Below are 25,749 nucleotides of genomic sequence, written 5' to 3'. Positions count from 1 at the left end.
CCGTTTTGCATATTTAATTTCAGTTCAAAAACTTGCTGCAAATCCATATTTAGACCAATTATCGTTTAACTTTGTGCATCTTGACTCTCAAAACAGGGAAGTTGCACCTGTTAACCCGTTATTTTAATTCGTCTTAATATGAAAAAACTTCTTATTGCTGCCTGTGCATTCTTATCGTTTGCTGCTCAGGCTCAGCAGAATGTCCTTCTGGAACAATCTTTCTGGAAAACCTCCCCGGATGTGAGTGCAGTGAAAGCGGAGATTGAAAAAGGAAGCAATCCTGCCCAGTTCAATAACAACATGTTTGATCCGGTTGTGCTTGCTATCAATGCAGGAGCGCCCAACCCTACCATTGAATATCTGCTGACCCAGCCGGGCAACACAGTGGATAAGGCAACCCACGACGGCCGGATTTATCTGCATTGGGCTGCTATGCGAGGCAATGTGGAATTGATGGAATATCTGGTTGCCAAGGGAGCGAAAGGAAATTATGTGGATGGCCACGGTGCTACGCCGATCAACTTTGCTGCAGGCGGCGGTCAGCAGAACACCAAGGTTTACGACATATGCCTGGCACACGGCGCCGATTTGAAAAAAGACCTGAATAATGATGGTGCAAATGCATTGCTGATCGGCATAGCAAATGATAAAGACCTGGCGTTGACCAATTATTTTATATCCAAAGGCCTGGACTTAAAAAGCACTGACGCTGCCGGACACAATGCATTCAGTTACGCTGCCCGTGCGGGTAAAATCGATGTTCTGAAAACACTTTTAGCAAAAGGTGTTCCTGCCAATTCGGATGCGATTCTCATGGCTGCGCAAGGCGGTCGCGGCAGTGCTAACCCTATCGAAGTTTATCAATATCTGGAAAGCCTGAAATTGAAACCGACAGTTATCGGGAAGAACGGAGAGAATGCATTGCATGCTATTGTGCGCAAGCCAAAGCAGGAAGATATCATCAAATATTTCCTGAGCAAGGGCGTGGATGTGAACAAAGCGGACGAAGATGGCAACACGGTTTTCATGAATGCTGCGGCCAGCAATCGGGATACAGCGACCATCGGCATATTACTTTCCAGTGTTAAAAACATTAACCAGTTGAATGAAAAGGGCGTTAGTGCGTTGGCAATGGCTGTTCGCGGTAATTCTCCTGAGGTGATCGGTTACCTGATCGGCAAAGGTGCAGATATTAATACAACGGATAAAAACGGCGATAACCTTGCTTTTTATCTCGCACAATCTTACAATGCCAGAACAGCAGGCGAGTTTGGACCAAAAATCAAAGTGTTGCAGGACAAAGGTTTTAAAATCGCTGCACCGGCGAAAAACGGTAACACATTATACCATATCGCAGTGGCGAAAAACGACCTGGCACTGGTTAAAAGTCTGGAAGCATATCAGATAGATGTGAATGCAAAAAACAGCGAAGGCATCACCGCATTGCACAAGGCTGCTATGGTTTCAAAAGACGATGCAATGCTGAAATATCTGCTTTCCATCGGTGCCAAAAAAGAGATTGAGACAAACTTCAACGAAACTGCTTTTGATCTGGCGGGAGAAAATGAGTCGCTATCTAAAAACAATGTAACTGTCAATTTCCTGAAATAACTTTCATGTCTGATTTATTTAAAATAACACTCCTTTTCCTGACACTGACGATCGCCCGCCCAAACAATGCTGTTGCACAGGCGGCCGGCAAGAGCAAATACAAGTGCATGATCCAGATGACCAATTACATGGGTGAAGGCGCATATATCGTGATTTCGCTCATTAACAGTAAAGGTGCTTACGAGAAGACATTGTATGTGCTGGGGCCCGATAAAAAGTGGTACAACAGCATGAAAGAATGGCACAAGTTCCAATCCAGGCAAAAAGCCAACATCAGCGCCATTACGGGTGCATCGGTGACGGGAGGCGACCGGAGCGTGAACGTGTTTGAAATTGATAATGCCAAGATCAACGCGGGATATAAGATCCGTTTTGAGAGCGCTGTGGAAGACAAGGAATATCACGTGAAAGACCTGGAAATCCCATTGACCACCGAGTCACTGGCTGCGAAAAACGAGGGAACTGGATACATTCGTTACGTCCGTTTCAGCGCTAATTAAAGTTTAAGTTCCTTATGACCATTTCTGTATGGAGATACAGCCACCTAGCGTTGGCTGTATCTTCTTTTCTTTTACTGACCCTCGCCGCTGTTACGGGCATCATTCTGGCATTTCAGCCATTGTCCGAAAAAGTCCTGCCCTACCGCACCGATCATTTCAGTGAAACTACGCTGGCGGGAACATTACCCGTTTTACGAAAACAATATCCCGGAATCAGCGAACTTACGGTTGATAAAAATCAGTTTGTACAGATCAAAGGCAGTGATGCGGAAGGGAAAAAACTGCAAGCTTACATTGATCCGCAAACCGGCAGCCTGCTGGGTTACCCCGCACCCAAAAGCGAATTTTTCGAATGGGTAACGGCGCTGCACCGCTCGCTCTTTATTCATGAAACAGGCCGGTTTTTTATCGGGCTGACTGCGTTTTTATTGCTCCTGATCACCGTTTCCGGCACAATGCTCATAATCCAGCGGCAGCGTGGATTGAAACGTTTTTTCAGCCGCATTGTGCGGGATAATTTTGCGCAGTATTACCATGTGGTGCTAGGCAGGCTGTCGCTCATCCCTATTTTCATCATTGCATTAAGTGGCACGTATCTCTCGCTGGCCCGTTTTGGATTGATAGAGTCCCCGGTTGTATCCGCCGAGGTTGATTTTGATGCGATCAAGTCGGGGCCTGTTCGGGATCCTGCTGATTTTGAGGTGTTTAAAAAAATAAATTTATCCGAGGTTCAAACCATTGAATTTCCCTTTTCCGAAGACCCTGAGGATTACTATACATTAAAACTTACCGACCGCGAGATAACGGTTAACCAGATCAACGGAGACATTTTAAGCGAGGTTCGGTATCCGACGGCTGCATTGCTTACCGAGCTAAATCTGGACCTGCACACGGGGCGCACCCATGCGATATGGGCTGTTATCCTGGCAGTTGCTTCGGGTAACATTCTCTTTTTCATCTACTCAGGCTTTGCGATGACATGGAAGCGCAGGGCTAACCGCGTAAAAAACAAGTATACGGCGGATGAAAGTGAGTTTATCATCCTGGTAGGATCTGAAAACGGCAGCACTTTTAATTTCGCCAATGCCATTCACAAGCAGCTGATCGCAGGAGGCAGATCGGCTTATGTTACGGAGCTTAATAATTATAAAGTTTATCCGAAAGCATCAAACATCATTGTCATGGCGGCTACTTACGGGCTGGGTAACCCGCCTACCAATGCTGCACATTTCGCTGCACATCTGGAAAAGCACAAGCAACCCCGTCCCGTCCGTTTTTCTGTGGTAGGCTTTGGTTCACACGGTTATCCCGATTTTTGCAAATTCGCGTTTGAGGTTGATAATCTTTTGGCCAAACAGGATTGGGCTGTTCCTGCCCTTGAAATCCACACCGTCAATGACAAATCCCCGGATGAGTTCGGTCAGTGGGCAGCGAGCTGGTCGCAGCATGCGGGTGTGGCGCTTGCTATATCCTCCGACTCGCTAACAACCCGCCATGAACCCGTACAGCAACTTACAGTCGTTGATAAAACAACCGTTTCAACCCCAGGCGAAGCCTTTCTCATCAGCCTTCGGGCAAATAACCCGACGGATTTCACTTCCGGCGATTTACTTGCCATTTATCCCGCAAATGATCACCGGGAGCGGCTTTATTCTATTGGCAAGGTTGGTAGCAACATTCAATTGAGTGTAAAATTGCATGAAGGCGGGTTGGGTTCGGATTATCTTTATCGCCTGAATGCAGGGAGCGAGATCGGTGCCAGGATTGTAGGCAACCCGCATTTCCACTTTCCAGAGAATGCGTCTTCGGTGATTATGATCTCTAACGGGACAGGCATAGCGCCGTTCCTGGGTATGATCGATCAGCAAAATGCTCCGGTGGATTGCCGTTTATACTGCGGTTTCCGGGACGATGCCTCGTTTTTGCTTTACAAAACTTCCATTCAAACTAACCTGAAAAACGGGAAATTAAACAGTCTGCACATTGCTTATTCCCGGGAAGGCGCCAGGGAATATGTGAAAGATCTGCTGGCAAGGGACGAAGCTTTTGTGGCCGAAACGCTGTCCAATAACGGTGTTATCATGCTTTGCGGGTCGTTGGCCATGCAGAACAATGTAGTCGCTTTGCTGGACCATATTTGTCAAACCCGCCTGGGGAAAAACATCAGTTACTTTCAGTCGCACGGCCAGGTGCTAATGGATTGTTACTAAGGCCGGTATCTGGCAATATTGAAATTTTTTGAAGTAACCACTTTACCGTCGTCGGTGATCATTACGCAATTGAATTCCGGGAATTGGTTGATGAGCTTCATTCCGGCTTCCTGGCCCATAACCATCAGCGATGTGCTGAAACCATTGGCGCGCTCGGCACCGGGCCCGAAAACGGTCACGCTCGTAAGGCCCGTAGCAGGATAACCCGTCGCAGGATTGATAATGTGCGCATAACGCTTGCCATCTATGACCACAAACTTCTCATAACTGCCCGACGTCACTACGGCACCCTGACGAAGCGGCACCACTGCAAAAAGTTCTCCCGGACGCCCCGGATCCGTTATGCCGATGACCCAGTCGCTGCCATCGGGCTGTTTTCCCCACGCGCTCATATCTCCGGAACCATTCACTATGCCAGCCTTAATGCCCTGTTTTAACATCATATCACGACACCGGTCCGTTGCGTAACCTTCGCCCAGCGCCCCGAACCCGATTTTCATTCCTTTCTCTTTCAGAAAAATAGTCCCTTCCTCTTTATCCAGGATAATGTTTTGGTAACCCACATTTTCAACAGATTTTTTCACAGCATCGGCACTGGGCATTGCTGTCATTGAGCCATCGAACTTCCAGATGCGTTCCATAGCTGCAAAACTGATATCGAAGGCACCATTGGTGAGTTTGGAAAGTGCAATGGCCCTTTCCGTTAACCCGAAAACCTCCGCATCGACTTTCACCGGCCGGATACCCGCATTGGCATTAACTTCTGAAACCTGGGAGTTGGGTTTCCAATCGGAAATCAGATTTTCGATCCGCGTAATTTCCGCGATCACGGCATCAATGCCCGCTTCTGCTGCGGCGGAATCTTGTGCTACGATGGTGATGTCAAAACGGCCACCCATGAGCATAGTGGTCCTTTTCCGCAAAACCTGTGCATTTGTTGTGAGGCAAAAAAGAAAGAAGAATATAGTAAAACGATATAGCATGTCAGAAGGATTCTTTGCAAAATTAATCCCTAGTCTATCTTTTTAAACACTTTTCAAAAACTATTGCTGCACCACGCATTTATAGCTTGCCGGTTGGTACGGTTTTAGTTTAGCACTGACGAAAAAATTAGATTATTGATATGGAAAATAATAATAAAAATACGCGCGACGGACGCAACACAAGCCTTTGGCAAAAAAATACATCCGGTGCAGCAGCCTCTGATGGGCTCGACACTTCCAGGACATTTGACGCACTCATTGTAGGTGCGGGAATTACGGGAGTAACAACGGCTTTACTCTTACAGAAGGCCGGGCGGAGTTGCATCCTGGTGGACGCGCACAATCCCGGATATGGCACAACCGGAGGCACCACGGCACACATTAATACATTTGCAGACACCACTTTTGCAGAAGTAGAAAGCAAATTCAGCGAAGAGGCTGCCAAACAATTCGCGGATTCCATCGCCGGGTCCGTACGCCTGATCCATGAGCATGTTGAAACTTACGAGATCGACTGCGATTTCGAATGGAAAAAAGGATATGTGTATTCGCAAACGGAGAAAGAAACCAAGGAGCTGGATGATATTTTCGACAGCTCGCTACGGGCTGGTGTGAAAGTGGAAATTACCAACGAAGTCCCCGTAAACGCCGAGTTTCAAAAAGCCATTGTATTCGAAAACCAGGCACAATTCCACCCGCTCAAATACATCCAGGGCCTTCTTTCGGAGTTCGAAAAGCTGGGTGGTGTCACATTGGGGAATACGCTGATCGATGATATTAAAACAGAAGATGGTGTTCACATTGCCTCAGCAACGTCGCGGGAAATTAAGGCGAAAACGGTTGTATATGCCACCCACATTCCGCCGGGCGGAGTTAATGTGCTCCATTTCCGGAATGCGCCTTATCGCAGTTACGTTATAGCAGCTACGCTTACCAACGACGAATATCCTGAGGATCTGGTCTATGATATGCAAGAGCCTTACCACTATTTCAGGACGCATGAAATTGATGGACAAAAGTATCTGATAGCGGGAGGTCATGACCATAAAACGGGCCACGGTGACCCGGAACAGTCATTTACTGACCTGATCAATTTTACAAAACAATGTTATCCCGTCAAAGACATTTACACCCAGTGGTCGGCACAGTATTATGTTCCGGCGGATGGGTTGCCTTACATTGGCAAGTCGCCCGGAGCCTCGGACGGCATTTATACAGCCACGGGCTTTAATGGAAATGGTATGATCCTGGGAACAGTTTCGGCGATGGTTCTTTCCGATATTATTTTAAATGGAAAAAGCGAATACGAAGACCTGTACAATCCGGCAAGAATTAAGCCGATCGCTGGTTTTACAGAGGTCATCAAAGAAAATGCCGATGTCGTGGGCCGCTTTATAGGCGACCGCTTTGGCGTGCAAGAAATCGATTCAGTTGCCCAACTACCGGATGATTCAGGTGAAATTGTTGAACTGGACGGTCAGAAGCTGGCCATTTACAAAGATCCAACGGGCAAGGTCCAAGCGCTTGATCCCGTGTGTACACATACCCATTGCATTGTGAACTGGAATAATGCTGAAAAAAGCTGGGACTGCCCCTGCCACGGAGCGCGCTTTGATACGGACGGGACCGTACTAACAGGACCGGCCAGAAGAAATCTCCAGCCGGTCAACATTGGGGTAAAATGATATTAGTAATAATTATGAGTATGGTTTAGATCATACTCATAATTGTTCCAGTTCGTGGATAACTGTCTTTGCGGCCAGGTCTGCTGCCAGCAGCACTATTTCTTCCGGAGAGCCTTCAAAAACTTCCCTTGCAGCAATAGAACGTTCGTTCAGGAACATGTGAATGAAAATGGTGCCCACCGGCTTTTGTTCCGTTTCGCTCCCACCCGGTGTGGTCAGCCCGGTAACAGCAACCTGGACATCTGATTTGATCAGGTTTTTCAGGCGCAAGGCCAGCTCTTTGGTAACTTCCCCGGATTCTGGAGTGAATTCTTCTATAAAAGCCGGATCCATCCCTAACACGTCCACTTTTACTTCCGCATCATAACACACAAGTCCGCCTTTGAGGACACTGCCGGAATTTTCCGTCAGTGAAAACTCCGCGGCTAGCCGGCCCGCCGTCGCACTTTCGGCGAAGGCAATGGTCAGTCCTTTTTCGTTTAAAATTTTACTACAATCAATAATCAGTTGTGAAGGCATATTTTCAATGGTTTAATCAGGAAACTGCATAGTTTGCGGCCGGTAGTCCGTATAGACGAGCCCGTTTTCTTTGCGCTCTCTTATAATGAAAAAGATATACAGGCTTCTTGGCAGAAACAACATTCAGTTTGCAATATAGCTGATGCGCTTTTTCTGCGACATAAGCCCAGGTAAAATTCTCATTCACCCGTTTCAAGGCATTATTACACAAGGCCTGATACTTTTCAGGGCATGACAATCCTTCCAAAAGGGCATCGGCAAGTGCCTTAGGATTGTGCGGAGGGACCAGAAAGCCCGTTTTTTTATCTAACACTGTAAACTTGATGCCGCCAACATCGGAGCCTATGACAGGTGTGCCGCAAGCCATAGCTTCCAGGGGTGTTATGCCAAATGGTTCATACCAGGGTGTTGAAATGAAGAAATCGGCTGCCTGATAATAGTAGCGGAGTTGCTGCCTGTTCCGTCGTCCTACGAACTCCACAGCGCCGGAAACTTCCTCTACTTCTGCCACTTCTTTGAGGCGTTTGAGTTCCGGATCATTCACAAAGTCAGGCTTCTCATCCGCACCGCCTACCACAAGCAGTTTGATCCTCGGAATATGTTTCAGGAACCGGATGGCGCGGATTACATTGTCAATGCCTTTGCGGGGTACAACCCTGCCCAGTTGCAGCAGCACCACATCATCTTTTTCAAGGCCGAGCTTACGTCTGGCTTTTTCTTTGGGATACGGATAAAATTCCTCGGAACTGAACCCGCACGGAATGATCGTTATGCGCGAAGGGTCAGCATTATAATGTTCTATCAGATCCTGTTTGTCCTGAGGGCACTCGGCGATGACGAAATCGGCGTCGTCTACAAGCATCTGCTCAATGTCCATCCGGGCGGCAGGAAATGCATCCTTGTCTTTCTGATGGATCATACGGATCTTACCTAAGGCATGGAAAGTGATTACATAAGGAATATCCAGTTGTTTTTTAACTTCGGAAGCCACAAGGCCGGACATGAAAAAATTGGCATGCACAAGATCATACTGGAAGTCCTGCTGGTTGATAAACCGGATCATGCTTTGGGTAAATTCATCCATATATCCCAGCAGCATTTCCTTAGGCACTTCCTGCGCAGGCCCCGCATCCATGTGAATCACGCGGATATTAGGAAGCCAGTGAACGATCTGAGACAAATATTCATCGTCTCTCCGCGTAAAAATGTCAATCACATAACCCAGTTTAGCCAGACATTTGCATAGTTCGGCCACGTATACATTCTGGCCTCCACTATCCACTCCGCCCAGGGTTGCCAGCGGCGAAGCGTGCTCACTGATAAATGCTATTCTTTTTGTCATGATTGTGGATCGTTAGTTGGATCGTTTGTCTGAAGGTATTTTCCCAATCACTGGTAAACCTGTTAATGTCAAATTTTTCCAGCGCCGTCTGTTTCGCTTTGGCGCCCATATCTGCAACCCTTGCAGGATCGGCTATGAGCGAATTCATCTTATCAATTAGATTTCCAATGTTGGTATCAATAAATCCGGATTCGCCATCCTTGATCACGGTCACATATTCCGTGGTAGCAAGCGCAACAACGGGCATACCGGTCATCATGGCTTCACACACCGCCAGACCGAAGCTCGTATACCGGATAGGGTTGAAGAAAAATCGGTAATGGCTGATAAATTCGGGAAGTTGCGGGTTCAGCACCTCGCCTAACCCACCGGATTCTGATGTCCCCATGCCGATCAGGTCCAGGGGCACATGCTTTCTCACTTCATCAAAAACATCCCAACCGGTGATCCGCCCCCGCTGTTGTATATGGTTAATCACCACAATGCCCCGGGGGATATCTCCCTGATAAGCAACCTGCGGGATGCACACTCCGTGCTCAATTACCCTCACATTGGGAATTCCGGTGCTGTCCCACATCAGCTTATTGAAATGCGTCACATGCACAAGCGTCACCTGCGGATCCGACATAACGTGCCGCGTATTGGTGGGATGCTTTTCCGGCGTGTTATGCTCCACGTAAACGCGCGGAAGTTGTTTCTGCCAGTCGGCAAGAACCTCATGCTGATCAATCAGGAAGTTACGTTCGGACTGAAAAAGGATGCAGTCAAACTGCATGTTCCTGACTTCCCCTGCCGGCACTTCAATCACATTCGGACCAAACGGAAACGTTTCTCCCCTACCGTAATAGCCTTCACTCTTGCGTTCAGTAACGGGGATATAAATGTCATAATCACCTTGCGATAAGTAGTACAGATAGCTTCCGTGAATGTGCCAGGTAAAGATTTTTAACCTTCCATTTGTCGTGTTGATTTGATGCATAGGTCAGCGAATTTGGATGAGGACAGAACGGCGTTATAAAAACAATGCCATCCAGCACAAAACGCTTCCCTTATTATCAGTGAGTTATGAAACCTGCTCATTGTCAGGACGAAACGATTTCAGGATTTTTATCAACATTTTAGAATCCCGGATTTACAAGCAATAAGTTCCACACTTCTTGCTGGCACCAAACTTGTAAGCAACCCGCTGCATTTAAACCAGACCACTGCTTATGTATATCCTTGGAATCAATGCTGCGTTTCACGATACCGCCGCAGCACTCGTTAAGGACGGCAAGATCATTGCTGCCGCCGAAGAAGAGCGTTTTACGCATATCAAGCATGGGAAACGGCCTGTTCCTTTCTCCACGTGGGAGCTTCCGTTTCATGCCATTGATTATTGTCTCAAAACAGCGGGCATTACCATGAAGGACGTGGACCACATTGCGTATTCATTTGATCCGGATGGCGTAAGCGAAGCAGCTGTATACGAGGACGACCTGCTTTCTGGCTCTGATGTGCTGGAAGCTGCGGATGTATACAATGGCTGGGATACATTATTTCTCAATTACATACGCAAAGCACCCGATCAGCTAAGGGACGGTTATCCGCACCATCTGCAAAAACGATTTGCGGATGCAGGCGATTTAAATGCAAAATGGACATTCATTAACCATCATAATGCGCATGCGGCCAGCGCATTCTTCCCGTCTCCTTATGAAGAAGCAGCCGTGCTGACTTTGGACGGACGCGGTGAGAAGGCAACGACAGGCTATTTTTTAGGACAAGGAAATAAAATTACACAGCTGGCGACGGTGGACATGCCGCACTCGCTGGGTATGTTATACGAAAAAATCACAACCTATCTGGGCTTTTTGCATTCGTCCGATGAATACAAAGTCATGGCCCTTGCCTCCTATGGTAAGCCGGTTTTTATAGAAGATTTCCGTTCCGTGATCCACATTGAGGACAACGGACAATATACCATTGATGAATTCGACCCGGAACAATGGTGGGGACCGGGCCGGAAAAAAGATGATCCTTTCGAGCAGCTGCACCATGACATTGCACACTCCCTGCAAAAAGCGTTGGAGGAAACTGTGCTGAAACTGGTTCACTGGCTGCACGAACAAACCAACTCGGAAAACCTGTGCATGGCAGGCGGCGTAGCGCTGAACTGCGTAATGAATGCAGTGATCCGGGATCACGGCCCGTTCAAAAATGTATGGGTGCAACCGGCAGCAGGCGATGCAGGCACGGCATTGGGCGCGGCGCAGTGGCTGGATGTAGCGTTGAACGCGCAAGGCGATATGCGCTATACAGCCGAAATGAACCACGTTTACTGGGGACCTGAATATACCGATGATGAGATAGAAAAATTCATGATATGGGCAAAGATGCCTTATAAGAGACTGTATAATGTTGCCAGCGAAACGGCCGCTATCCTGGCTGAGGACAAGATTATTGCCTGGTACCAGGGCCGTATGGAATTTGGTCCGCGCTCGCTGGGAAGCAGGTCTATCCTGGCGTCACCAATCCACCCGGATATGCAGGCCAGGCTAAACGATATCAAGGACCGGGAAGATTTCCGCCCTGTTGCTCCTGTGGTTTTGGAAGAAGATGCCCCTGAATGGTTTGAAGACGCAACCGTTTCTCCGTTCATGCTTTTTGTATATCCTGTAAAAGATGATAAAGCGGACCGCATCCCGGCGGTACGGCATACGGATGGCACGGCACGCGTGCAGACCATTAATGCACAGCAGCATCCGTTATATTATGAGCTTATCCGGGAGTTCAAGGCAAAAACGGGCGTGCCTGTTCTTGTAAATACATCATTCAATACGCGCGGCGAACCCATTGTTTGCTCTCCCCGGGATGCCATCGAATGTTTCTGGACATCACCATTCGACGCCCTGATCATTAATTCTTTCATCCTCGAAAAATAATGGCAGACCTGATTAGTGTAGTGATCCCAACTTATCGGCGACCCACACTTTTGCGCAAGTGCCTCGAAGCCATAGCCCTGCAAACGTGCAGAGGCTTTGCCTTCGAGGTTATTGTGGTCTCCGACGGGCCCGATCCGGCAACGGCATTGCTTATTGAGCGTATCAGTGGCGAACAGCCTCATTTATCCATTTCATTTCTTCCCCTTGAAAGAAAAAGCGGCCCCGCGGCTGCCCGGAATTCCGGCTGGAAAAACAGCAAGGGTTCATTGATCGCATTTACGGACGATGACTGCATTCCCGCACCGGGATGGCTGCAAGGGTTCTGGCAGCATTATAAAAATGAGATTGTGCCAACGATTGCATTCACGGGACAAGTTGAAGTTCCGGTTCCTGAGCGGCCCACGGACTATCAGAAAAATGTCTCACATCTGGCCACGGCCGAGTTCATTACGGCCAACTGCGCTTGTACCAGAGCCGCATTGGAGCAGGTTAACGGGTTTGATGAATCCTTTCCCGCAGCCTGGCGTGAAGATTCTGATCTGCAATTCAAGTTTTTGAAAAATAAAATACCCATTATCAAAGTGCACGAGGCGCTGGTATGCCATCCTGTGCGCGAGGCCGGCTGGGGATCGAGCATTCGCGACCAGGAAAAAAGTATGTTCAATGCCCTGCTGTTCAAAAAGCACCCCGACCTTTACAGGACCAGGATCGCCAGCGGGCCGGTGTGGAATTATTATATTACTATCGTGTCGACCCTAGTTGCCATTGTGGGATTGCTGGCAGGCAATAAATGGATTGCGGGCATTGCGATTGGGATCTGGCTCATTTCAGTAGCGCGTTTTACCCTGAAACGCCTGAAAGGCACAGATTTAAGTTGGTCGCACCGCTTGGAAATGATCATTACTTCCTTTCTGATCCCCTACCTTTCCGTATATTGGACATTGCGCGGAGCCATGCGTTATAAAGTTTTTTTCCTATGAAATTCTCTCCTGATACCACACATAAGATCGCCATTTTCAGGGCGTTGCAATTGGGCGATATGCTTTGCACGGTTCCAGCATTACGGGCGCTTCGCAACAGCTATCCCGACGCCGAAATAACATTGCTGGGCTTGCCCTGGGCCGCATCTTTCAGCGAGCGGTTTTCTGATTATATCGATCGTTTCATTCATTTCCCCGGCTACCACGGCTTACCGGAGCAACCGTTTGACGAAGCGGCTTGGAATGCTTTTCGGGTGCAGATAAAAGCCGAGCATTTCGACCTTATACTGCAAATGCAGGGGAACGGGAACATTGTTAATGAGATGCTGGAGAATTTAGACGCCGGGCCGGTCGCGGGCTTTCATAGTGCTGGTAATCACAGAAATGAAGCGCTTTTTCTCGAATATCCCAATGGCATTTCTGAGATTGAGAAACATTTAAAAATGCTGGCAAACCTCGGAATCCCTTCACTAGGCACCGATCTGCAATTCCCGATATCAGCGGCTGAAAGGAGGCACCTGCAGGAATCTGTTTCCCTGCCGGATGGTCGTTATGTATGTGTGCATCCGGGTTCCCGCGGTGCATGGCGGCAATGGCCTCCCGCACATTTCGCGAGCCTGGCGGACCATTGCGCAGATCAAGGCTATCACATAATCATTACCGGCACAAAGGACGAGGCGCCTATTACTGCGCAAGTGATTGGCTTAATGAAACGTCCGGTTTTGGATCTTACCGGTAAAACGGGTCTGGGAGAAATTGCCGCGCTAATCGAAGGGGCAGACCTGCTGATCAGTAACTGCACGGGCGTTTCGCACATTGCGGCCGCCACGCGCACGCGCAGCATTGTTATCAGTATGGACGGAGAGCCCGAACGCTGGGGACCTTTGAATAAATCTCTGCATTATACCATTGACTGGACAAGGGATACATCGTTCGAAAACGTCCGCATGGCGCTTGACACCCTGCTGAGCAGCATTACGGCACATTGAATGCAATGTTCAGATCTTACCTTTCGCATCCCAGTGATCTTTCAGGATTGCTCCTTGTTTATCTTTAATTAAAACACGCGTAAAACGCTCACCCTTGATCCTGCCATCCGGTGTAAGCTCGCCTATAAAAAGCAGGATAGGGTTTCCCTCCGCATCGGTCTTGAAGCTGATGTCGTAACGCTCAAATTTCCGGGTGATCATTTCCTCCGGTGCATATTGCTTGCTGAGCACCTTATGCAATTTTTCTCCGATTTTCATAACACAACATTCCTGTTTCCCTAATCAACATTTAGTTATACGACAGACTTTCCGGATCAAAGTCGCTCGTCTTCATTGTCGCCAGATCTTCCGTATTGAAGTCGTTCGTTTTACGATCCGACACATCGCCTGGATCTGTAATATTCAAGTGTATAGCGGACTGCTTTTTTGCTTCCAGTGTTTTTGTAATAAGCATTTGTGCCGCCATTAGCGCGTGCTGCGATTCTTCATGCAAAACCCGGCTGTATTTACTCGAAAAATCAGTATCCCAAAGTCCCGAATGATGCCAGATATGGAGATGGTCCCAGTCGGGCCGGTCGATGATGGGATACAAACACACGCCCAGCAACGGTACGCCACGATCCAGCACATCCGCACATTCCGATGCAATCATATTAATCCACAAGGGCCTGTCCTCCTTGGGATGGCTGGTTTCAGATATAATGATAGGCTTGTTGTATCGCTCGTATCCGGCCTGCAAAAGATCGGCCAGTGGTTTCCAGCGGGGATCAGGCACAGGATCATTCCAGCCGAGAAACTGGTATCCACCTATGATCCATTGGTTGTTATAATAAAAATTAAAGCCAATTACATCCACCAGATCCTCGCTGCCGCCGAGCTCGGGGCATATCCGCCCGCAAAGCATATCAACGGACTGGAACTGCTGCTCATTCTGGGCAGCGGCGGTTGCCAGGTCTTCTAAATCCGGGTCAAAACCCGGTACCATATTCACGAGCGGCTCGGTTGTCACGATCCGGACGAGGCCGCTGCGCTGCTTCATTGCCCTGGCTCCTGCAATGTAGGCGCGCATCAGTGCGTACTTCAATTCCCAGCCGTTTTTCGTACAGTAAGGCACCGTTCCGGCCACTTCTCCGCCCAGCCAGGAAATAAAACTCACCTCATTGATGGGTGTTACGAGCAATAATTTCCCGGGATTATTTTGTAAATAAAAATCAACAAATGCCTCACAAAGCGCCACAAAACGCGCGGTAAACTTGGGATGGAAAGGGCTCAGATCATCTGGGTAACCAAAATGACAAATGTCCCAGATCTGCTGCACATCGTGCTCGTCAGCCGCACGCATCATTTCCAGCACCGGACTGAAATCATACTCATAAGGTCTTCTCTCCACGAAACTCCAACGAATCCCTTCGCGCACCGTTGAAATTCCCAGTAACGAAATCCGCGCATAATCCGCCCTGATCAGTTCGAGGTGACCCGTCATTTCGAGCAGGTCGACCCGTTCGCCTCTGTTGTTCAACTGATCGGTGCATTCGAAGCCTGCCATCCAAAATGTCTTGAATGGATTCTCGAAAGTCCTTTTTGATTCAGTCAGGATGTTATTTTCAGTCAGCATTGCTGTTGGTCTAATGTCTGTCATTGCGGTTTATTTCTTGATCCGGGTCGGGCGAGGATGTAAGCAGTCCGGCCGGAACCGTTAGTTCGCCGGTTTCAAAGTCGATCAGTCCATTGCGTTCATCCTCAATGTTCGTGGCCTGTGTATAAACGTCTCCCGAAAAAGACCTCTTTCTCAGTTCCTTTTTAAAAAGGGCGATCTGGCTGGCTCGTGCAGAATCGTCCACCGGCCCGCCGTAGTTTTCAAATCCAAAACCTCCCCATTCACTTACGATCAGCGGCACCTGTTTCCTGTAAAAGAACGGGTCGCCGACAACGAGCGGAAAGGCTGCAACCGAATTGAGATTTCCGGCTGTCAATTCATCGAGCATCCATTTCCAATGATTGAGGTCAGGTGTGTACAAATGCGCGGTCAGCAGATCGGACTTTAATCTTCCCTCGAAGGAAATATGTTGCCAGCCGTCATTATCAACCACTATAAACTGCGGGTAGGCAATCTGCATGAAGTGATACATATCAATGATATACTGCCGCGTATCCACATTCACGGCAATGTCCTGGGCTCCCCAGTCTTCATTATACAGGCTCCATATCACCACGGAAGGATGTGTCCCGATCAATGCCAGCATGCGCATCAGCTCGGCTCGGTGATTCTCCCGGCTCTTCTTAGTCGATTGGTGCGGACTGGGAACTTCCACCCACAGCAGTATGCCAATTTTATCGGCCAGTTTATAAATACGGGGGTCTACACCGGCAATGTGGATCCTTACCAAGTTGCATCCCAGCTCTTTCATAGCCAGCAAATGCTTCTTGATCTGGTCATAGCTGGCATTGCCCGGCTGGTAAAGAATGCCATCCAGGTAAACCGGCAAATTATTGAGATACAGGCGACTGCCCCGGGCCTCAAATTTTCTGAGGCCGAATTTTGTCTCAATTTCAGAAATATCGCCTTTTTCGTCAATGAGCTGCGCCACAAGCCGGTATTGGTTGGGCGTTTCGGGCGACCATAGCAACGCATCCGGCATATCCAGCACCAGCCGCTGCGCCTTTTGTCCTGCTACAAGTACCAGCGGAAATTCATCCTCTGCCACGAGTCTATCATATTTGCCCGATTCGGCACCGAAAACCGACAGCTTGATCTTGTACTGTCCCGGGTCATGAATACGCGTGGTAAGTGTGAACCGCACCAGGTTATCCTCGATAATGCTCACAACACCTACCCTGGATCGTAAACGGTTTCGCTCTACCCTTTCAAGCCATATGCTGCGGACGGCGCCGGTGAATGTCTGGTACCAGATGCCGCCCCGCTTGTAAACATGGGATTCCTGCTTACCACGCGGAATATCAGCGTCCATACTGCTGGTAACACGAACTGTAAGCTTGTTGACCGGCCGAAGCACTTCCAATTCATATGAAAATGAGGTGTACTCACCCATATGGACCTGCTCGCCTTCAATGGTGGATAACAGATGCCCGTTTAACCAGACCCGGGTCTCATAACCGCAGGCACCAAAAGTCAGCTGCAAAATACTGTCTGTATCGTGCTCCGCCAATGCTTCCTGAGAAAGTTCGAATTCTCGTTCGTACCAGACTACAATTTTGTCCGTCCAGGAAGCTACATCCTGCTGGGATGCTGCCAGGTGCTGTTCTACACTTCCGGGCCACTGGGCGGTTTGTGAAAAGTCGTGCCGGACATACCAGCTTTCTGTAATGCCCCGGTCATTCGGATCGACTGCAAATTTCCACTCTCCATCGAGCAGCACATATTCATTCGGCCGGAGCACCGCGCGGGGCAGATCATCCTGAAATGTAAGGTCCTCAACATTCGCTTCCCGGCTTTTGGACGAGCCGTAATTGGTATGGTTTTGCATTGCTGTTATTTTGAATTCCGCGTCGTTTATGTCCACTAATGCGGACTGATACTGTTACTAGCTGGCACTTTTGAGCTCTCTTGTCAGCGCAACCGGCGTTTCCTGCTTTTTGACTGAAAGCATCAACCGCTGCATGGCGCTAAAAGTGTGTTCCCAGGACTTGTCCGCCAGATACTCGTCCACAGACCGCAGCCATTGCGCATTCTCCTGGTTAGTGAACTCATGCTCAATAGCATTGATAAAAGTATCTGCATCGTGCCCGATACTCACGAGACCCATCTTTGCATATGGAAAAACAACATCACGGATCGCAGTGGACACCACAGGCTTGCCTGCGGCGAGATATTCGGGTGTTTTTGTAGGACTGATAAAACGCGTGGATTCATTCAAAAGGAACGGGATCAATGCTACATTCCATCCTGCCAGATAGGACGGCAGTTCCTGGTAAGTCTTGCATCCCAGATAATGAATGTTATCTGCAACAGGCAGTTCGGCCATATCGATTTTTACAACAGGCCCTATCAGCATCAAATGCCAGTCCGGTCGCTTGCTGGCTATTTCGCGGATCAGCTGCTGATCAAAACGCTCATCGATCACCCCATAAAAACCAAGTTTTATTCCTTTAACGGAAGCCTGGTCTTCCGGCTCTGCCAGCTGGTTTCTGGCTGCCTGAAAGTGTTGCTTATCAATGCTGCTCGGGAATGGATGAATGTTATGGTGACTTGCCTTCTTGGCTTCATATAAACTTACTCCGCCGGTAAATACAACATCGGCCTTGGCCAGAAGCTGCTGCTCGACGAATTTAAGGCGCGGTGGCGCAAACTTAAATGCCGACAGCTCATCCATGCAGTCGTACACGATCAGGCCGGGCGCAAACGATCTTGAAAACTCGAAGGCAACGGGCGTATAATACCAAAATACAAAATCAGCGCAGTCGCGCTCCTCGAAGAATGAATCCAGAAGCATTTTGATCTGCGCGTTGGTCTGCTCCTGTGTGCCGCCGGCGGGGAGATGCGGCACGCAAACCCATAATCCGGGCAGCTTTTTATTAATGTCAAGATATGCCTCCCCGGAAGCATCGAAGAAAGGTTCTTCCAGGAAATAAACGTTCCCATTTTGGGCAAAGCGTGTCATCAAATGTTGAGGCCGCTGAAACACAAAGTCCCACCTGAGGTGGGAAAAACATAGTAGGTCTTTCTGAAGTCTGGTGGTCATAGGAAAACGGTGTCGGATTAAAGAAAAAACTCCCACTTAAATAAGAATTGTGCCAGGCGGAAACGGCGCTATAAAAAAGACCCGCACAGGAATGAGTACGGGTCTGTTTTTAGATTGAAATGCAGGCTTCTTAACTGTCGTCCCGCGAGCGTGACTTCATTAGCAACACGGCCAATGTAATCACCGCTGCACCCGTCAGCACCTTTTTTGCCAATCCTATTTTATTGAACTGCAGCTCGGATTTTAATCCGTGCTCTGCAATCAGATCCGGTATGTGACCGTTTTTCAGATCTTCGCCGATTCCTTCCATCATGTTGATCCGGTCGGCTACTAAAAGTGCCAGCCAGTGTGTCCAGGTGTTTTCACTGTACCGGAAAGCAAAGCGCCGCAACTGCCCGCTCAGCCCTGTTGGCGGATTGGGTGTGCCAAACACGGCTGTAAGTCCGGGACGCTCGTTGGAATGCAATATTTCTACCAGCGCCGGTTGTTGTGCCGGGCGCTCCCAGATCATCCCTTTGTTATCGTTTTCGTTTCGTTTTTTTATCGGATAGTTCGGCACGTCCAATGGGTCCGCGTCGATGCCCCATCCGTTAATGTGGCTGTAATCACTTGCTGTCTTTTTCATATCGAGCTTATTTTCTTGCTGATGGTGGGATAAGAATCGTTTTTATACAGTTGTCCAGTTTCGCGGAAAAAATATGGTAAGCGTCACCTACTTCTTCCAGCGGAATCCGGTGCGTAATGATCCCTTTCGGATCCAGGCGGCCAGCCTGCACGTGCTCGATCAACCTTGGAAGCAGTCGTTTCACAGACGCCTGGTTGGCCCTGATCGTGATGCCTTTGTTGACTACATTACCGATCGGGATGAGGTTACCCGTAGGACCGTAAACACCCACAATCGACACAATTCCGCCTTTTTTAACAGAATTAATAGCCCAGTGTAAGGCTGTTGCTGAACCGGCCTGCAACATTAGTTTCCGGCCTGTAATGGTCTGCAATGCATCCCCTGCCGCTTCGCAGCCTACTGCGTCAATACACACATCCGCGCCGATCCAGTCTGTTGTTTTCTTAATAAAAAGCACAGGATCTTCCAATGAGCGGAAGTTATACGCTTCGCATTGCGCGTATTGTTTTACAAATTCCAACCGGTACTCAATGTGATCAATAACAATCACCCTTCCTGCACCGAACAGCCATGCCGATTTCGCTGCCATAATGCCTATCGGCCCGGCACCGAAGACCACCACCGTATCACCCGGTTTGATACCGGCCATTTCAGCAGCCTGGTAACCTGTGGGAACAACGTCTGTAAGCAAAACTGCATCGTCGTGATCCATGTCTTCGGGGATGAGCGTCGGGCCAAAGTCCGCGTAAGGAACGCGCACATATTCTGCCTGCCCTCCGTCAAAGCCACCAGCCGTGTGCGAATAACCGAAGATCCCGCCTACCGCAGTTGCCTCCGGATTGGATTCATGGCAGTTACCATACAGCCCCTGCTGGCAGAAAACGCATTTTCCACACGCAATGTTGAAAGGCACCAGGACGGTATCACCCACTTTCAGGTTTTGAACCGAATCTCCGATTTCTTCAACAACGCCAATAAACTCATGGCCAAACGTCGTGCCCACTCTGGTGTCCGGCACTAATCCGTGATATAAATGCAGGTCTGAGCCGCAAATACATGAGCGGGTAACACGCACGATCGCATCTCCGGAATGCTCAATTTCAGGCATCGGCTTATTCCGGTCTGCTCTTACGCGGTAAGGTCCGCGGTAATTCATTGCTAACATAGTATTTTCTTTAGTTAGTGATGATTAATATTCCTGTTGAAGCGCGCCTTACTAAAAAACCATTCCTCAGAAGATTAGTTATATGCCCCCTAAATCGGCAATGGCACAAAAATTATAGCCCGCGGGGATAAATTGTTATCTAAACTCATGCATATGCGGGTCAATAAATGGTTAATCGTTTTGCTGGTATTGCTTGTACTGGCTGGGGTTGGGATCTGGTGGTGGAAGTCGCCTTCTTCGGAAAACGCGAAAGAAAAGGCGGCAGATAAGGTGATGCCTACAATCGGCGTGGCTTCAACAAATATCACGGACATTGATGCCGAGCGGATCAAAATGCAAAGCAAGGTCATACTTCATAATCCCCTTCCTGTCGACATTAAAACAAGCCGGCTCAATTACGTCGTGTATATCGATTCCGTGAAGGTGATCGAGGATGCTTATGAGAAACCTATCAACATCCGTTCATCTGACAGCACCACGCTTACCATGCCTATGGAGCTGCTGGTAAAACCAATGACCCGGGTACTCAAATATTTTGATGACAATAAGATTGACAGTGCGGACTATCAGATGAAAGCTTCTTTTGAGGTGGATGTTCCTATTGCCGGTGACCGCGAATTCACCATGAAAGTCTCGAAGCGACTGCCTGCTTTGCGAATACCCAAAGTAAAAATCAATCATGTGGATTTGAATGCACTTGCGCTGAAAAGCAAAGGCATGGATATCGAAGTGGCAGTGTTTAATCCGAATTTATTTCCGCTGAAATTAAGTGATGGGAAATTTGAGTTTAGCGTGGAAGACGCGCTTCAGATGAACGGAGTTTTGGAAAAAACCATATCAATTCCGGCAAAAGGAAGCCAGAACATTTCTGTGCACGCACAGTTAACAGACGGCAATATGCTGAAAACCGGCTGGAAAATGCTGACAGACAAAAAAGATACGCAGTTTGCCTGCAAGTTCGCGGGCACGATCGATTCTGAAAACAAAATGCTCAACAAAAGTAGAATGGTTACAACCATCACCGGCACGCTCGATGAAATCATGAATGCTGTAAAGAAGGCGGACTAATGCTAAACTTTTGATAGAAAGATAAATGCGACGGTTAGGCTCAAAAGAAAAGCCGGAATGTTCCGGCTTTATAAATTCCCCAATACTGGCATTAATCTGCCCAGTTTAACTCCCTCATGCATTGCAACTTACGTTATCTCAGCAAGGCTAGCAACCGGTGCATATCATCCATTTCACCGCTTTTCTGACTAATGGCAGTTTTAATAATATCGTCCAGCCTGTTGTTGAATTCTGCAAATGCTGTTTGCAAAGATTCATAACAGCGTTGCAGACCTGCTGCATATTCCTGGTGCGCTGCCAATGTCTTTTTTGGATACTTTTCATAATCCATATATTCGACACTGATATGCTGGCTTACTATATCTGCCTGCCATTCCCCTATCGGCGCCGGCACGTCTATAGGCGGCCGACATCCCAGGAGATAGGTTTGTCCGTTAAAGGCATAATGCACGATCAGGACAGAAACCTTAACCTTTGCTTTATTATTTCGTCCTGGCTGGTAAACTGAAACAGGATAAATCCGTTCACACAATTCTTGCCGCCCGTTGAGAAAATCTAACTGGGGCAATTTCAGCTCCTGATCGTTTTTCAGACCGCTAATGTGCATTTCTATTTGCTCCGGCGCGAAATAAGCGTCAGGCCATTCGCTTATCAGGTCGTTAACCTCGTTTGTTTTCTTTAAAAATAGCGAGTCGAGGTCATATTGGTCAAATAAATGTATGGTTTTCATGGACAAGGCTAGGATGTTTCTTTTTGCTATCATTAAAAAATCAGTGCCCATTGCCCGCTTTTCAGATAATTTTGCAAATCTATTTTACTGGATAAATAAAGGCGTCGCTGCCACAGTTCGTGCATTTCTGATCGGTTGCATTGTCAACGGCTGCATTGCCGCATTGCTCACAAACGTACTCATCCGCTGCTTCGCTGATCTCATACTGATATTCCTTGTCCCAGATAGGCAAAATAGGCAGCCCGGGCACCTGATCGTATCTTCGCATTAACGTGAAAGTGCCACCAGCTTCAAAATAAAGTCTTTTTACCTCCCCCAGATGCCGGATACCTTTACTGCGAAGCTGCGCAAATGCTCTTTCCCGGGTTATACCCACCTTTTTCATGTTATGCAAATTCAGATGTGAATCCTCAATAAGCGGTGTTATATCCCCCTGTGTAACCGTTTCCAGCCTTTCATTTCTGGTGGCAAGCTTGGCGATCAGCTGCTGAACAGATACGACGATTACCGCAATGACCACAGCTGCAAGAATGCCGCGATCGGGCGATTGCAGCGGTACACCGATGGCGGCAGCAAGGGATACCATCGCTACCATTTCATTACGGCTGAGCTGTGAGGCCATTCTTTTGCCCATAAGCCGCATGGAGACCATGAGGATGAGATAGATAACAGCAATGCGTAACACTACTTCCAGGTAAAATTCAGGAGGAACGTCGCCTATGAATATTCGTTGCCAATCATTGATATGGATGTCTTCTGGTTTCATGAATCGGCAAGTTGGGATTTTACGGAAATGGTGGCGGAGATCCAGGTTTTAGCGGTGCAGATCTGGCAAGCCTCGTCTTCATCCGCTGAATTTGTAACGTTCCCGCACGTGGCACATGCGCGGGAATTTTCTACCATTTCCTGGGCATAACCGTTCACAGCATCATCGGTTGGAGGAAAAATAGGAAGGCCTGCGGCAGGCTCCTTGGTTTTGTAAATACTAAAAATACCGCAGGCTTCTAAGTATACACGCCCCGTATCTCCAAGGTTATAGACATTCTCACTTCTTAAAGCGGAAAACAGCTGCTGCCGCGACACCTTTGCAGCGGCCATCTGATCGAGCTGAATACGGCCATCCTTAACAAGAAGCTGCGTTTCTCCCTGGCTTATTTTTTCAAATGCCGGGCTCTTCGTCTCTGTAAGGTTCAGGCCGCGTTGAAAAATCAATGCGCAGATCAGGATCAGGATACCCATCAGCACGCCCAGCTGCGGGATCTGCATGGCAGGTGAGACGATTGCACCGAGGGTGACCATAACGGCCAGCTCGGATACCGTCAACTGACCGCCCATGCGCTTACCCATCAGCCTCACAATGATGAGCAAAGCAATATAAATGATGAATGTCCGTACAAAAACTTCCACAAGGAATTCAGGCGGCGCTTCCCCAAACAATATCCTTTGCCAGTCCCAGGGCTGTATGTCTTCTTTTTTCATTATTTCAAAAAAGATCTAGGATAAAGTATTTTTCTCTATTCCTGCATCCGGGCATTTCAGGACCATAATGGAGCTGGCAGGCACAGTTAATACTTCTCCGGGTTTGAAATCATCGCCCGATTCTGCAATCATCCCAGCGTCGGTGTCGATCACTATCTCCCACTCGTTACCACATTCTTCTGACGGCAGCACAAAGTCCACCGCTTCATCGGAATTATTGAATATCAGCAGGAAGCTATCGTCTACAATGCGTTCGTTGTCCATATTTACGCACCGGATCCCTTTTCCATCCAGGTAAACTCCTATCGCACCTGCGCAGCTTCTTTCCCACTGCTCATCCGTGAGCTGATTTCCGTCAGGCATAAACCACATAATGTCTTTCGCTTCGGAACCGTGGAGCGGCAAGCCCTGGAACCACCTCCTGCGCCGGAAGGTCGGATGCTCCTTGCAGAACCGGATCAGCGATCTGGTGAAATCAAGTAATTGGTTATCAGCCTTTTCCCATGAAACCCAGGATATTTCATCATCGTGACAATAGCTGTTGTTGTTGCCTCCCTGCGTACGGCCCAGCTCGTCGCCTGCTACCAGCATCGGCACGCCTTGTGACAGGAACATTGTTGCCAGAAAATTTCTTTTTTGTTTGTTCCGAAGCAGAATAATGGCTTCGTCATCCGTTTCGCCTTCTACACCGCAGTTCCACGACCTGTTATCATCGGCCCCGTCCTTGTTATCCTCGCCATTCGCCTCATTATGCTTCGAATTATAGGAAACAAGATCGTGTAGCGTGAAGCCATCATGGGCTGTAACAAAATTAACGCTTGCCGTGGGTCGGCGGTAATCGCCCTGGTAAAGGTCCGGGCTGCCTGTAAAACGATTGGCAAAAGCACTTATCCCTACCGACTCCCCGCGCCAGAAATCACGGATCTGATCCCGGAACATATCATTCCATTCCGCCCAGCCGGGAGGGAATTTCCCTACCATATAACCTTCGTCACCAATGTCCCAGGGCTCCGCAATCAGTTTGACGCGTGAAATAATGGGATCCTGATGGATAATGTTGAAGAAAGAACCCAGGTTATCCGTCTCATGCAGCGTCCGTGCCAGCGTAGACGCGAGATCAAAGCGGAAACCGTCCACGTGCATTTCGGTGATCCAGTAACGCAGGCTGTCCATGATCAGCGCGAGCACATTAGGCAATTGCACATTCAGCGTGTTTCCTGTGCCCGTGTAATCCATGTAATAGCGCTGGTCTTCCGGGGTCAGCCGATAATAGGAAGCATTGTCAAATCCTTTGAAAGAAAACGTGGGTCCCTGGTGATTGCCTTCCGCGGTATGGTTGTACACCACGTCCAAAATCAATTCGATACCCGCTTTATGGAGCTCTTTCACCATATTTTTGAACTCAGTAACCTGCTCTCCATTATGCCCGCTGCTGCTGTATCGTGGGTCGGGCGCAAAAAAATTGAGGGTGTTATAGCCCCAATAGTTGGTCAGCCCTTTTTCCAGTAAATGCCTGTCGGCCACAAATTGGTGGACCGGCATCAGTTCAATGGCCGTTATTCCCAGCGAAGTAAGGTACTTAATGGTAACCGGATGGGCCAGGGCTGCATAAGTGCCGCGAATCTCCTCGGGAATGTCCGGATGCGTCATCGTCAGCCCTTTGACATGCGCTTCGTAAATGATAGAGTCATGGTAAGGAATTTCAGGACGCCTATCGTCTTCCCAGTCGAACTGGCCGTCAATCACAATCGATTTTGGGATAAATGGCGCACTGTCGGACTCGCTGAAACTCAGGTCTCCTTCCTCATGGCCGATTTCATAACCGAATAATGCATCATCCCATTTCAGGTCACCTGCCAGCGCGCGGCTGTACGGATCCACCAGCAATTTATTGGGATTAAAACGATGTCCTTTTTCCGGCTCATAGGGGCCTGCCACCCGGTAACCATATAGTTGTCCGGGTTTGAGTCCGGGAATATACACGTGCCATACGTGGTGTGTGACCTCCTCGATCTTGATCTTAATGTATTCTTCGGTATCATGCTCCGATTTGAATAGGCATAAATTTACTTCTTCGGCATTTTCGGAGAATACTGCGAAGTTGACCCCATTTCCGTCAAAAGTTGAGCCTAGTGGGAACGGATTTCCCGGTAAAACTTTAAGCTGCCGCGATTTCGGCGCTTTAATCAATTCATTTTCTATATGTCTGTCAGCCATAATGTGTTTGCTTTACTGTACA

At 48.4% G+C, this 25,749-nt stretch carries 22 protein-coding genes; 8 read left to right on the top strand and 14 right to left on the bottom strand.

What is annotated here, in order from left to right; all coding sequences use genetic code 11:
- Positions 1-138: 138 nt before the first annotated feature.
- Genes L0660_RS05270 through L0660_RS05260 form a run of 3 tightly spaced genes read left to right on the top strand, consistent with a single transcriptional unit; the run spans position 139 to position 4,321 of the window.
- Entirely contained in the window at positions 139-1,611 is a 1,473-nt protein-coding gene (locus L0660_RS05270; RefSeq protein ID WP_235158456.1) for an ankyrin repeat domain-containing protein, read from the top strand.
- Between the two features lie 5 nt (positions 1,612-1,616).
- Positions 1,617-2,111: a DUF2271 domain-containing protein gene (locus L0660_RS05265; protein ID WP_235158455.1), complete on the top strand. Its 495-nt coding sequence runs from the start codon at positions 1,617-1,619 to the stop codon at positions 2,109-2,111.
- 14 nt (positions 2,112-2,125) lie between these two features.
- Positions 2,126-4,321: a PepSY domain-containing protein gene (locus L0660_RS05260; RefSeq protein WP_235158454.1), complete on the top strand. Its 2,196-nt coding sequence runs from the start codon at positions 2,126-2,128 to the stop codon at positions 4,319-4,321.
- Here L0660_RS05260 and L0660_RS05255 read toward each other — a convergent pair.
- Entirely contained in the window at positions 4,318-5,244 is a 927-nt protein-coding gene (locus tag L0660_RS05255; protein WP_235158453.1) for an FAD:protein FMN transferase, read from the bottom strand. The two genes, L0660_RS05260 and L0660_RS05255, sit on opposite strands and share 4 nt — an antisense overlap.
- 200 nt (positions 5,245-5,444) lie before the next feature.
- Here L0660_RS05255 and L0660_RS05250 point away from each other — a divergent pair, with 200 nt between their 5' ends.
- A complete protein-coding gene (locus L0660_RS05250) occupies positions 5,445-6,989 on the top strand; it encodes an FAD-dependent oxidoreductase (protein WP_235158452.1) in 1,545 nt (514 codons plus the stop codon).
- A gap of 36 nt (positions 6,990-7,025) precedes the next feature.
- On the opposite strand, the gene L0660_RS05245 is transcribed toward L0660_RS05250, so the two are convergent.
- The 3 genes from L0660_RS05245 to L0660_RS05235 are packed head-to-tail and all read right to left on the bottom strand — an operon-like array spanning position 7,026 to position 9,829.
- Entirely contained in the window at positions 7,026-7,508 is a 483-nt protein-coding gene (locus L0660_RS05245; protein WP_235158451.1) for a CinA family protein, read from the bottom strand.
- 16 nt (positions 7,509-7,524) lie between these two features.
- Positions 7,525-8,850, bottom strand: coding sequence for a glycosyltransferase family 1 protein (locus L0660_RS05240; RefSeq protein WP_235158450.1), 1,326 nt, complete (start codon positions 8,848-8,850; stop codon positions 7,525-7,527).
- Positions 8,822-9,829 (bottom strand): glycosyltransferase family 4 protein, encoded by a 1,008-nt coding sequence (locus L0660_RS05235; RefSeq protein ID WP_235158449.1) that lies wholly within the window; start codon positions 9,827-9,829, stop codon positions 8,822-8,824. Before L0660_RS05235 ends, L0660_RS05240 begins: the two co-directional genes overlap by 29 nt.
- Before the next feature lie 232 nt (positions 9,830-10,061).
- Between L0660_RS05235 and L0660_RS05230 the strand changes: the two genes are divergently transcribed.
- The 3 genes from L0660_RS05230 to L0660_RS05220 are packed head-to-tail and all read left to right on the top strand — an operon-like array spanning position 10,062 to position 13,743.
- The gene (locus tag L0660_RS05230; RefSeq protein ID WP_235158448.1) at positions 10,062-11,774 is read left to right on the top strand and encodes a carbamoyltransferase C-terminal domain-containing protein; all 1,713 of its coding nucleotides are present in this window, start codon (positions 10,062-10,064) and stop codon (positions 11,772-11,774) included.
- Positions 11,774-12,754, top strand: coding sequence for a glycosyltransferase family 2 protein (locus tag L0660_RS05225; protein WP_235158447.1), 981 nt, complete (start codon positions 11,774-11,776; stop codon positions 12,752-12,754). The genes L0660_RS05230 and L0660_RS05225 overlap by 1 nt, the downstream gene beginning before the upstream one ends.
- Positions 12,751-13,743 carry a glycosyltransferase family 9 protein gene (locus L0660_RS05220; protein WP_235158446.1) on the top strand — a complete coding sequence of 331 codons (993 nt, stop codon included), beginning with the start codon at positions 12,751-12,753 and terminating at the stop codon, positions 13,741-13,743. Before L0660_RS05225 ends, L0660_RS05220 begins: the two co-directional genes overlap by 4 nt.
- A gap of 9 nt (positions 13,744-13,752) precedes the next feature.
- Here L0660_RS05220 and L0660_RS05215 read toward each other — a convergent pair whose 3' ends face one another.
- From L0660_RS05215 to L0660_RS05190, 6 genes are all read right to left on the bottom strand, one after another.
- Positions 13,753-14,001, bottom strand: coding sequence for a hypothetical protein (locus tag L0660_RS05215; protein ID WP_235158445.1), 249 nt, complete (start codon positions 13,999-14,001; stop codon positions 13,753-13,755).
- A 31-nt stretch (positions 14,002-14,032) separates the two neighbouring features.
- Positions 14,033-15,382 carry an amine oxidase gene (locus tag L0660_RS05210; RefSeq protein ID WP_310589623.1) on the bottom strand — a complete coding sequence of 450 codons (1,350 nt, stop codon included), beginning with the start codon at positions 15,380-15,382 and terminating at the stop codon, positions 14,033-14,035.
- Positions 15,369-17,228 carry a glycoside hydrolase family 2 protein gene (locus L0660_RS05205; protein ID WP_235158444.1) on the bottom strand — a complete coding sequence of 620 codons (1,860 nt, stop codon included), beginning with the start codon at positions 17,226-17,228 and terminating at the stop codon, positions 15,369-15,371. The genes L0660_RS05210 and L0660_RS05205 overlap by 14 nt, the downstream gene beginning before the upstream one ends.
- Positions 17,229-17,285: 57 nt before the next feature.
- The gene (locus tag L0660_RS05200) at positions 17,286-18,362 is read right to left on the bottom strand and encodes a glycosyltransferase (RefSeq protein ID WP_235158443.1); all 1,077 of its coding nucleotides are present in this window, start codon (positions 18,360-18,362) and stop codon (positions 17,286-17,288) included.
- 211 nt (positions 18,363-18,573) lie between these two features.
- Positions 18,574-19,068: a hypothetical protein gene (locus L0660_RS05195; protein WP_235158442.1), complete on the bottom strand. Its 495-nt coding sequence runs from the start codon at positions 19,066-19,068 to the stop codon at positions 18,574-18,576.
- A gap of 7 nt (positions 19,069-19,075) precedes the next feature.
- Entirely contained in the window at positions 19,076-20,233 is a 1,158-nt protein-coding gene (locus tag L0660_RS05190) for a zinc-dependent alcohol dehydrogenase (RefSeq protein ID WP_235158441.1), read from the bottom strand.
- Positions 20,234-20,386: 153 nt separating this feature from the next.
- On the opposite strand from L0660_RS05190, the gene L0660_RS05185 reads away from it, so the two are divergent.
- Complete coding sequence (locus L0660_RS05185; protein WP_235158440.1) at positions 20,387-21,301, top strand: LEA type 2 family protein; 915 nt, start codon at positions 20,387-20,389, stop codon at positions 21,299-21,301.
- Between the two features lie 133 nt (positions 21,302-21,434).
- Here L0660_RS05185 and L0660_RS05180 read toward each other — a convergent pair whose 3' ends face one another.
- The 4 genes from L0660_RS05180 to glgX all read right to left on the bottom strand — a co-directional run bounded on the left by L0660_RS05180 (position 21,435) and on the right by glgX (position 25,727).
- A complete protein-coding gene (locus L0660_RS05180; RefSeq protein ID WP_233795857.1) occupies positions 21,435-22,031 on the bottom strand; it encodes a hypothetical protein in 597 nt (198 codons plus the stop codon).
- 79 nt (positions 22,032-22,110) lie between these two features.
- The gene (locus L0660_RS05175) at positions 22,111-22,797 is read right to left on the bottom strand and encodes a DUF421 domain-containing protein (RefSeq protein ID WP_235158439.1); all 687 of its coding nucleotides are present in this window, start codon (positions 22,795-22,797) and stop codon (positions 22,111-22,113) included.
- The gene (locus L0660_RS05170) at positions 22,794-23,510 is read right to left on the bottom strand and encodes a DUF421 domain-containing protein (RefSeq protein WP_233795855.1); all 717 of its coding nucleotides are present in this window, start codon (positions 23,508-23,510) and stop codon (positions 22,794-22,796) included. The genes L0660_RS05175 and L0660_RS05170 overlap by 4 nt, the downstream gene beginning before the upstream one ends.
- A 15-nt stretch (positions 23,511-23,525) precedes the next feature.
- Positions 23,526-25,727: a glycogen debranching protein GlgX gene (gene glgX / locus L0660_RS05165; RefSeq protein WP_235158438.1), complete on the bottom strand. Its 2,202-nt coding sequence runs from the start codon at positions 25,725-25,727 to the stop codon at positions 23,526-23,528.
- Positions 25,728-25,749 lie beyond the last annotated feature (22 nt).

It is taken from the genome of Dyadobacter sp. CY351 (genome assembly GCF_021502625.1).
GTDB lineage: Bacteria > Bacteroidota > Bacteroidia > Cytophagales > Spirosomataceae > Dyadobacter > Dyadobacter chenhuakuii.
The sequence above is the reverse complement of the archived record's forward strand: the minus strand, read 5'-3'. Positions and strand labels throughout refer to the sequence as shown.

What these genes read in the sequence shown, in the direction of transcription:
- L0660_RS05270 (WP_235158456.1), top strand. Translation starts at nt 139, where the DNA reads ATGAAAAAACTTCTTATTGCTGCCTGTGCATTCTTATCGTTTGCTGCT.
- L0660_RS05265 (WP_235158455.1), top strand. Translation starts at nt 1,617, where the DNA reads ATGTCTGATTTATTTAAAATAACACTCCTTTTCCTGACACTGACGATC.
- L0660_RS05260 (WP_235158454.1), top strand. Translation starts at nt 2,126, where the DNA reads ATGACCATTTCTGTATGGAGATACAGCCACCTAGCGTTGGCTGTATCT.
- L0660_RS05250 (WP_235158452.1), top strand. Translation starts at nt 5,445, where the DNA reads ATGGAAAATAATAATAAAAATACGCGCGACGGACGCAACACAAGCCTT.
- L0660_RS05245 (WP_235158451.1), bottom strand. Translation starts at nt 7,508, where the DNA reads ATGCCTTCACAACTGATTATTGATTGTAGTAAAATTTTAAACGAAAAA.
- L0660_RS05240 (WP_235158450.1), bottom strand. Translation starts at nt 8,850, where the DNA reads ATGACAAAAAGAATAGCATTTATCAGTGAGCACGCTTCGCCGCTGGCA.
- L0660_RS05235 (WP_235158449.1), bottom strand. Translation starts at nt 9,829, where the DNA reads ATGCATCAAATCAACACGACAAATGGAAGGTTAAAAATCTTTACCTGG.
- L0660_RS05230 (WP_235158448.1), top strand. Translation starts at nt 10,062, where the DNA reads ATGTATATCCTTGGAATCAATGCTGCGTTTCACGATACCGCCGCAGCA.
- L0660_RS05225 (WP_235158447.1), top strand. Translation starts at nt 11,774, where the DNA reads ATGGCAGACCTGATTAGTGTAGTGATCCCAACTTATCGGCGACCCACA.
- L0660_RS05220 (WP_235158446.1), top strand. Translation starts at nt 12,751, where the DNA reads ATGAAATTCTCTCCTGATACCACACATAAGATCGCCATTTTCAGGGCG.
- L0660_RS05215 (WP_235158445.1), bottom strand. Translation starts at nt 14,001, where the DNA reads ATGAAAATCGGAGAAAAATTGCATAAGGTGCTCAGCAAGCAATATGCA.
- L0660_RS05210 (WP_310589623.1), bottom strand. Translation starts at nt 15,382, where the DNA reads ATGACAGACATTAGACCAACAGCAATGCTGACTGAAAATAACATCCTG.
- L0660_RS05205 (WP_235158444.1), bottom strand. Translation starts at nt 17,228, where the DNA reads ATGCAAAACCATACCAATTACGGCTCGTCCAAAAGCCGGGAAGCGAAT.
- L0660_RS05200 (WP_235158443.1), bottom strand. Translation starts at nt 18,362, where the DNA reads ATGACACGCTTTGCCCAAAATGGGAACGTTTATTTCCTGGAAGAACCT.
- L0660_RS05195 (WP_235158442.1), bottom strand. Translation starts at nt 19,068, where the DNA reads ATGAAAAAGACAGCAAGTGATTACAGCCACATTAACGGATGGGGCATC.
- L0660_RS05190 (WP_235158441.1), bottom strand. Translation starts at nt 20,233, where the DNA reads ATGTTAGCAATGAATTACCGCGGACCTTACCGCGTAAGAGCAGACCGG.
- L0660_RS05185 (WP_235158440.1), top strand. Translation starts at nt 20,387, where the DNA reads ATGCGGGTCAATAAATGGTTAATCGTTTTGCTGGTATTGCTTGTACTG.
- L0660_RS05180 (WP_233795857.1), bottom strand. Translation starts at nt 22,031, where the DNA reads ATGAAAACCATACATTTATTTGACCAATATGACCTCGACTCGCTATTT.
- L0660_RS05175 (WP_235158439.1), bottom strand. Translation starts at nt 22,797, where the DNA reads ATGAAACCAGAAGACATCCATATCAATGATTGGCAACGAATATTCATA.
- L0660_RS05170 (WP_233795855.1), bottom strand. Translation starts at nt 23,510, where the DNA reads ATGAAAAAAGAAGACATACAGCCCTGGGACTGGCAAAGGATATTGTTT.
- glgX (WP_235158438.1), bottom strand. Translation starts at nt 25,727, where the DNA reads ATGGCTGACAGACATATAGAAAATGAATTGATTAAAGCGCCGAAATCG.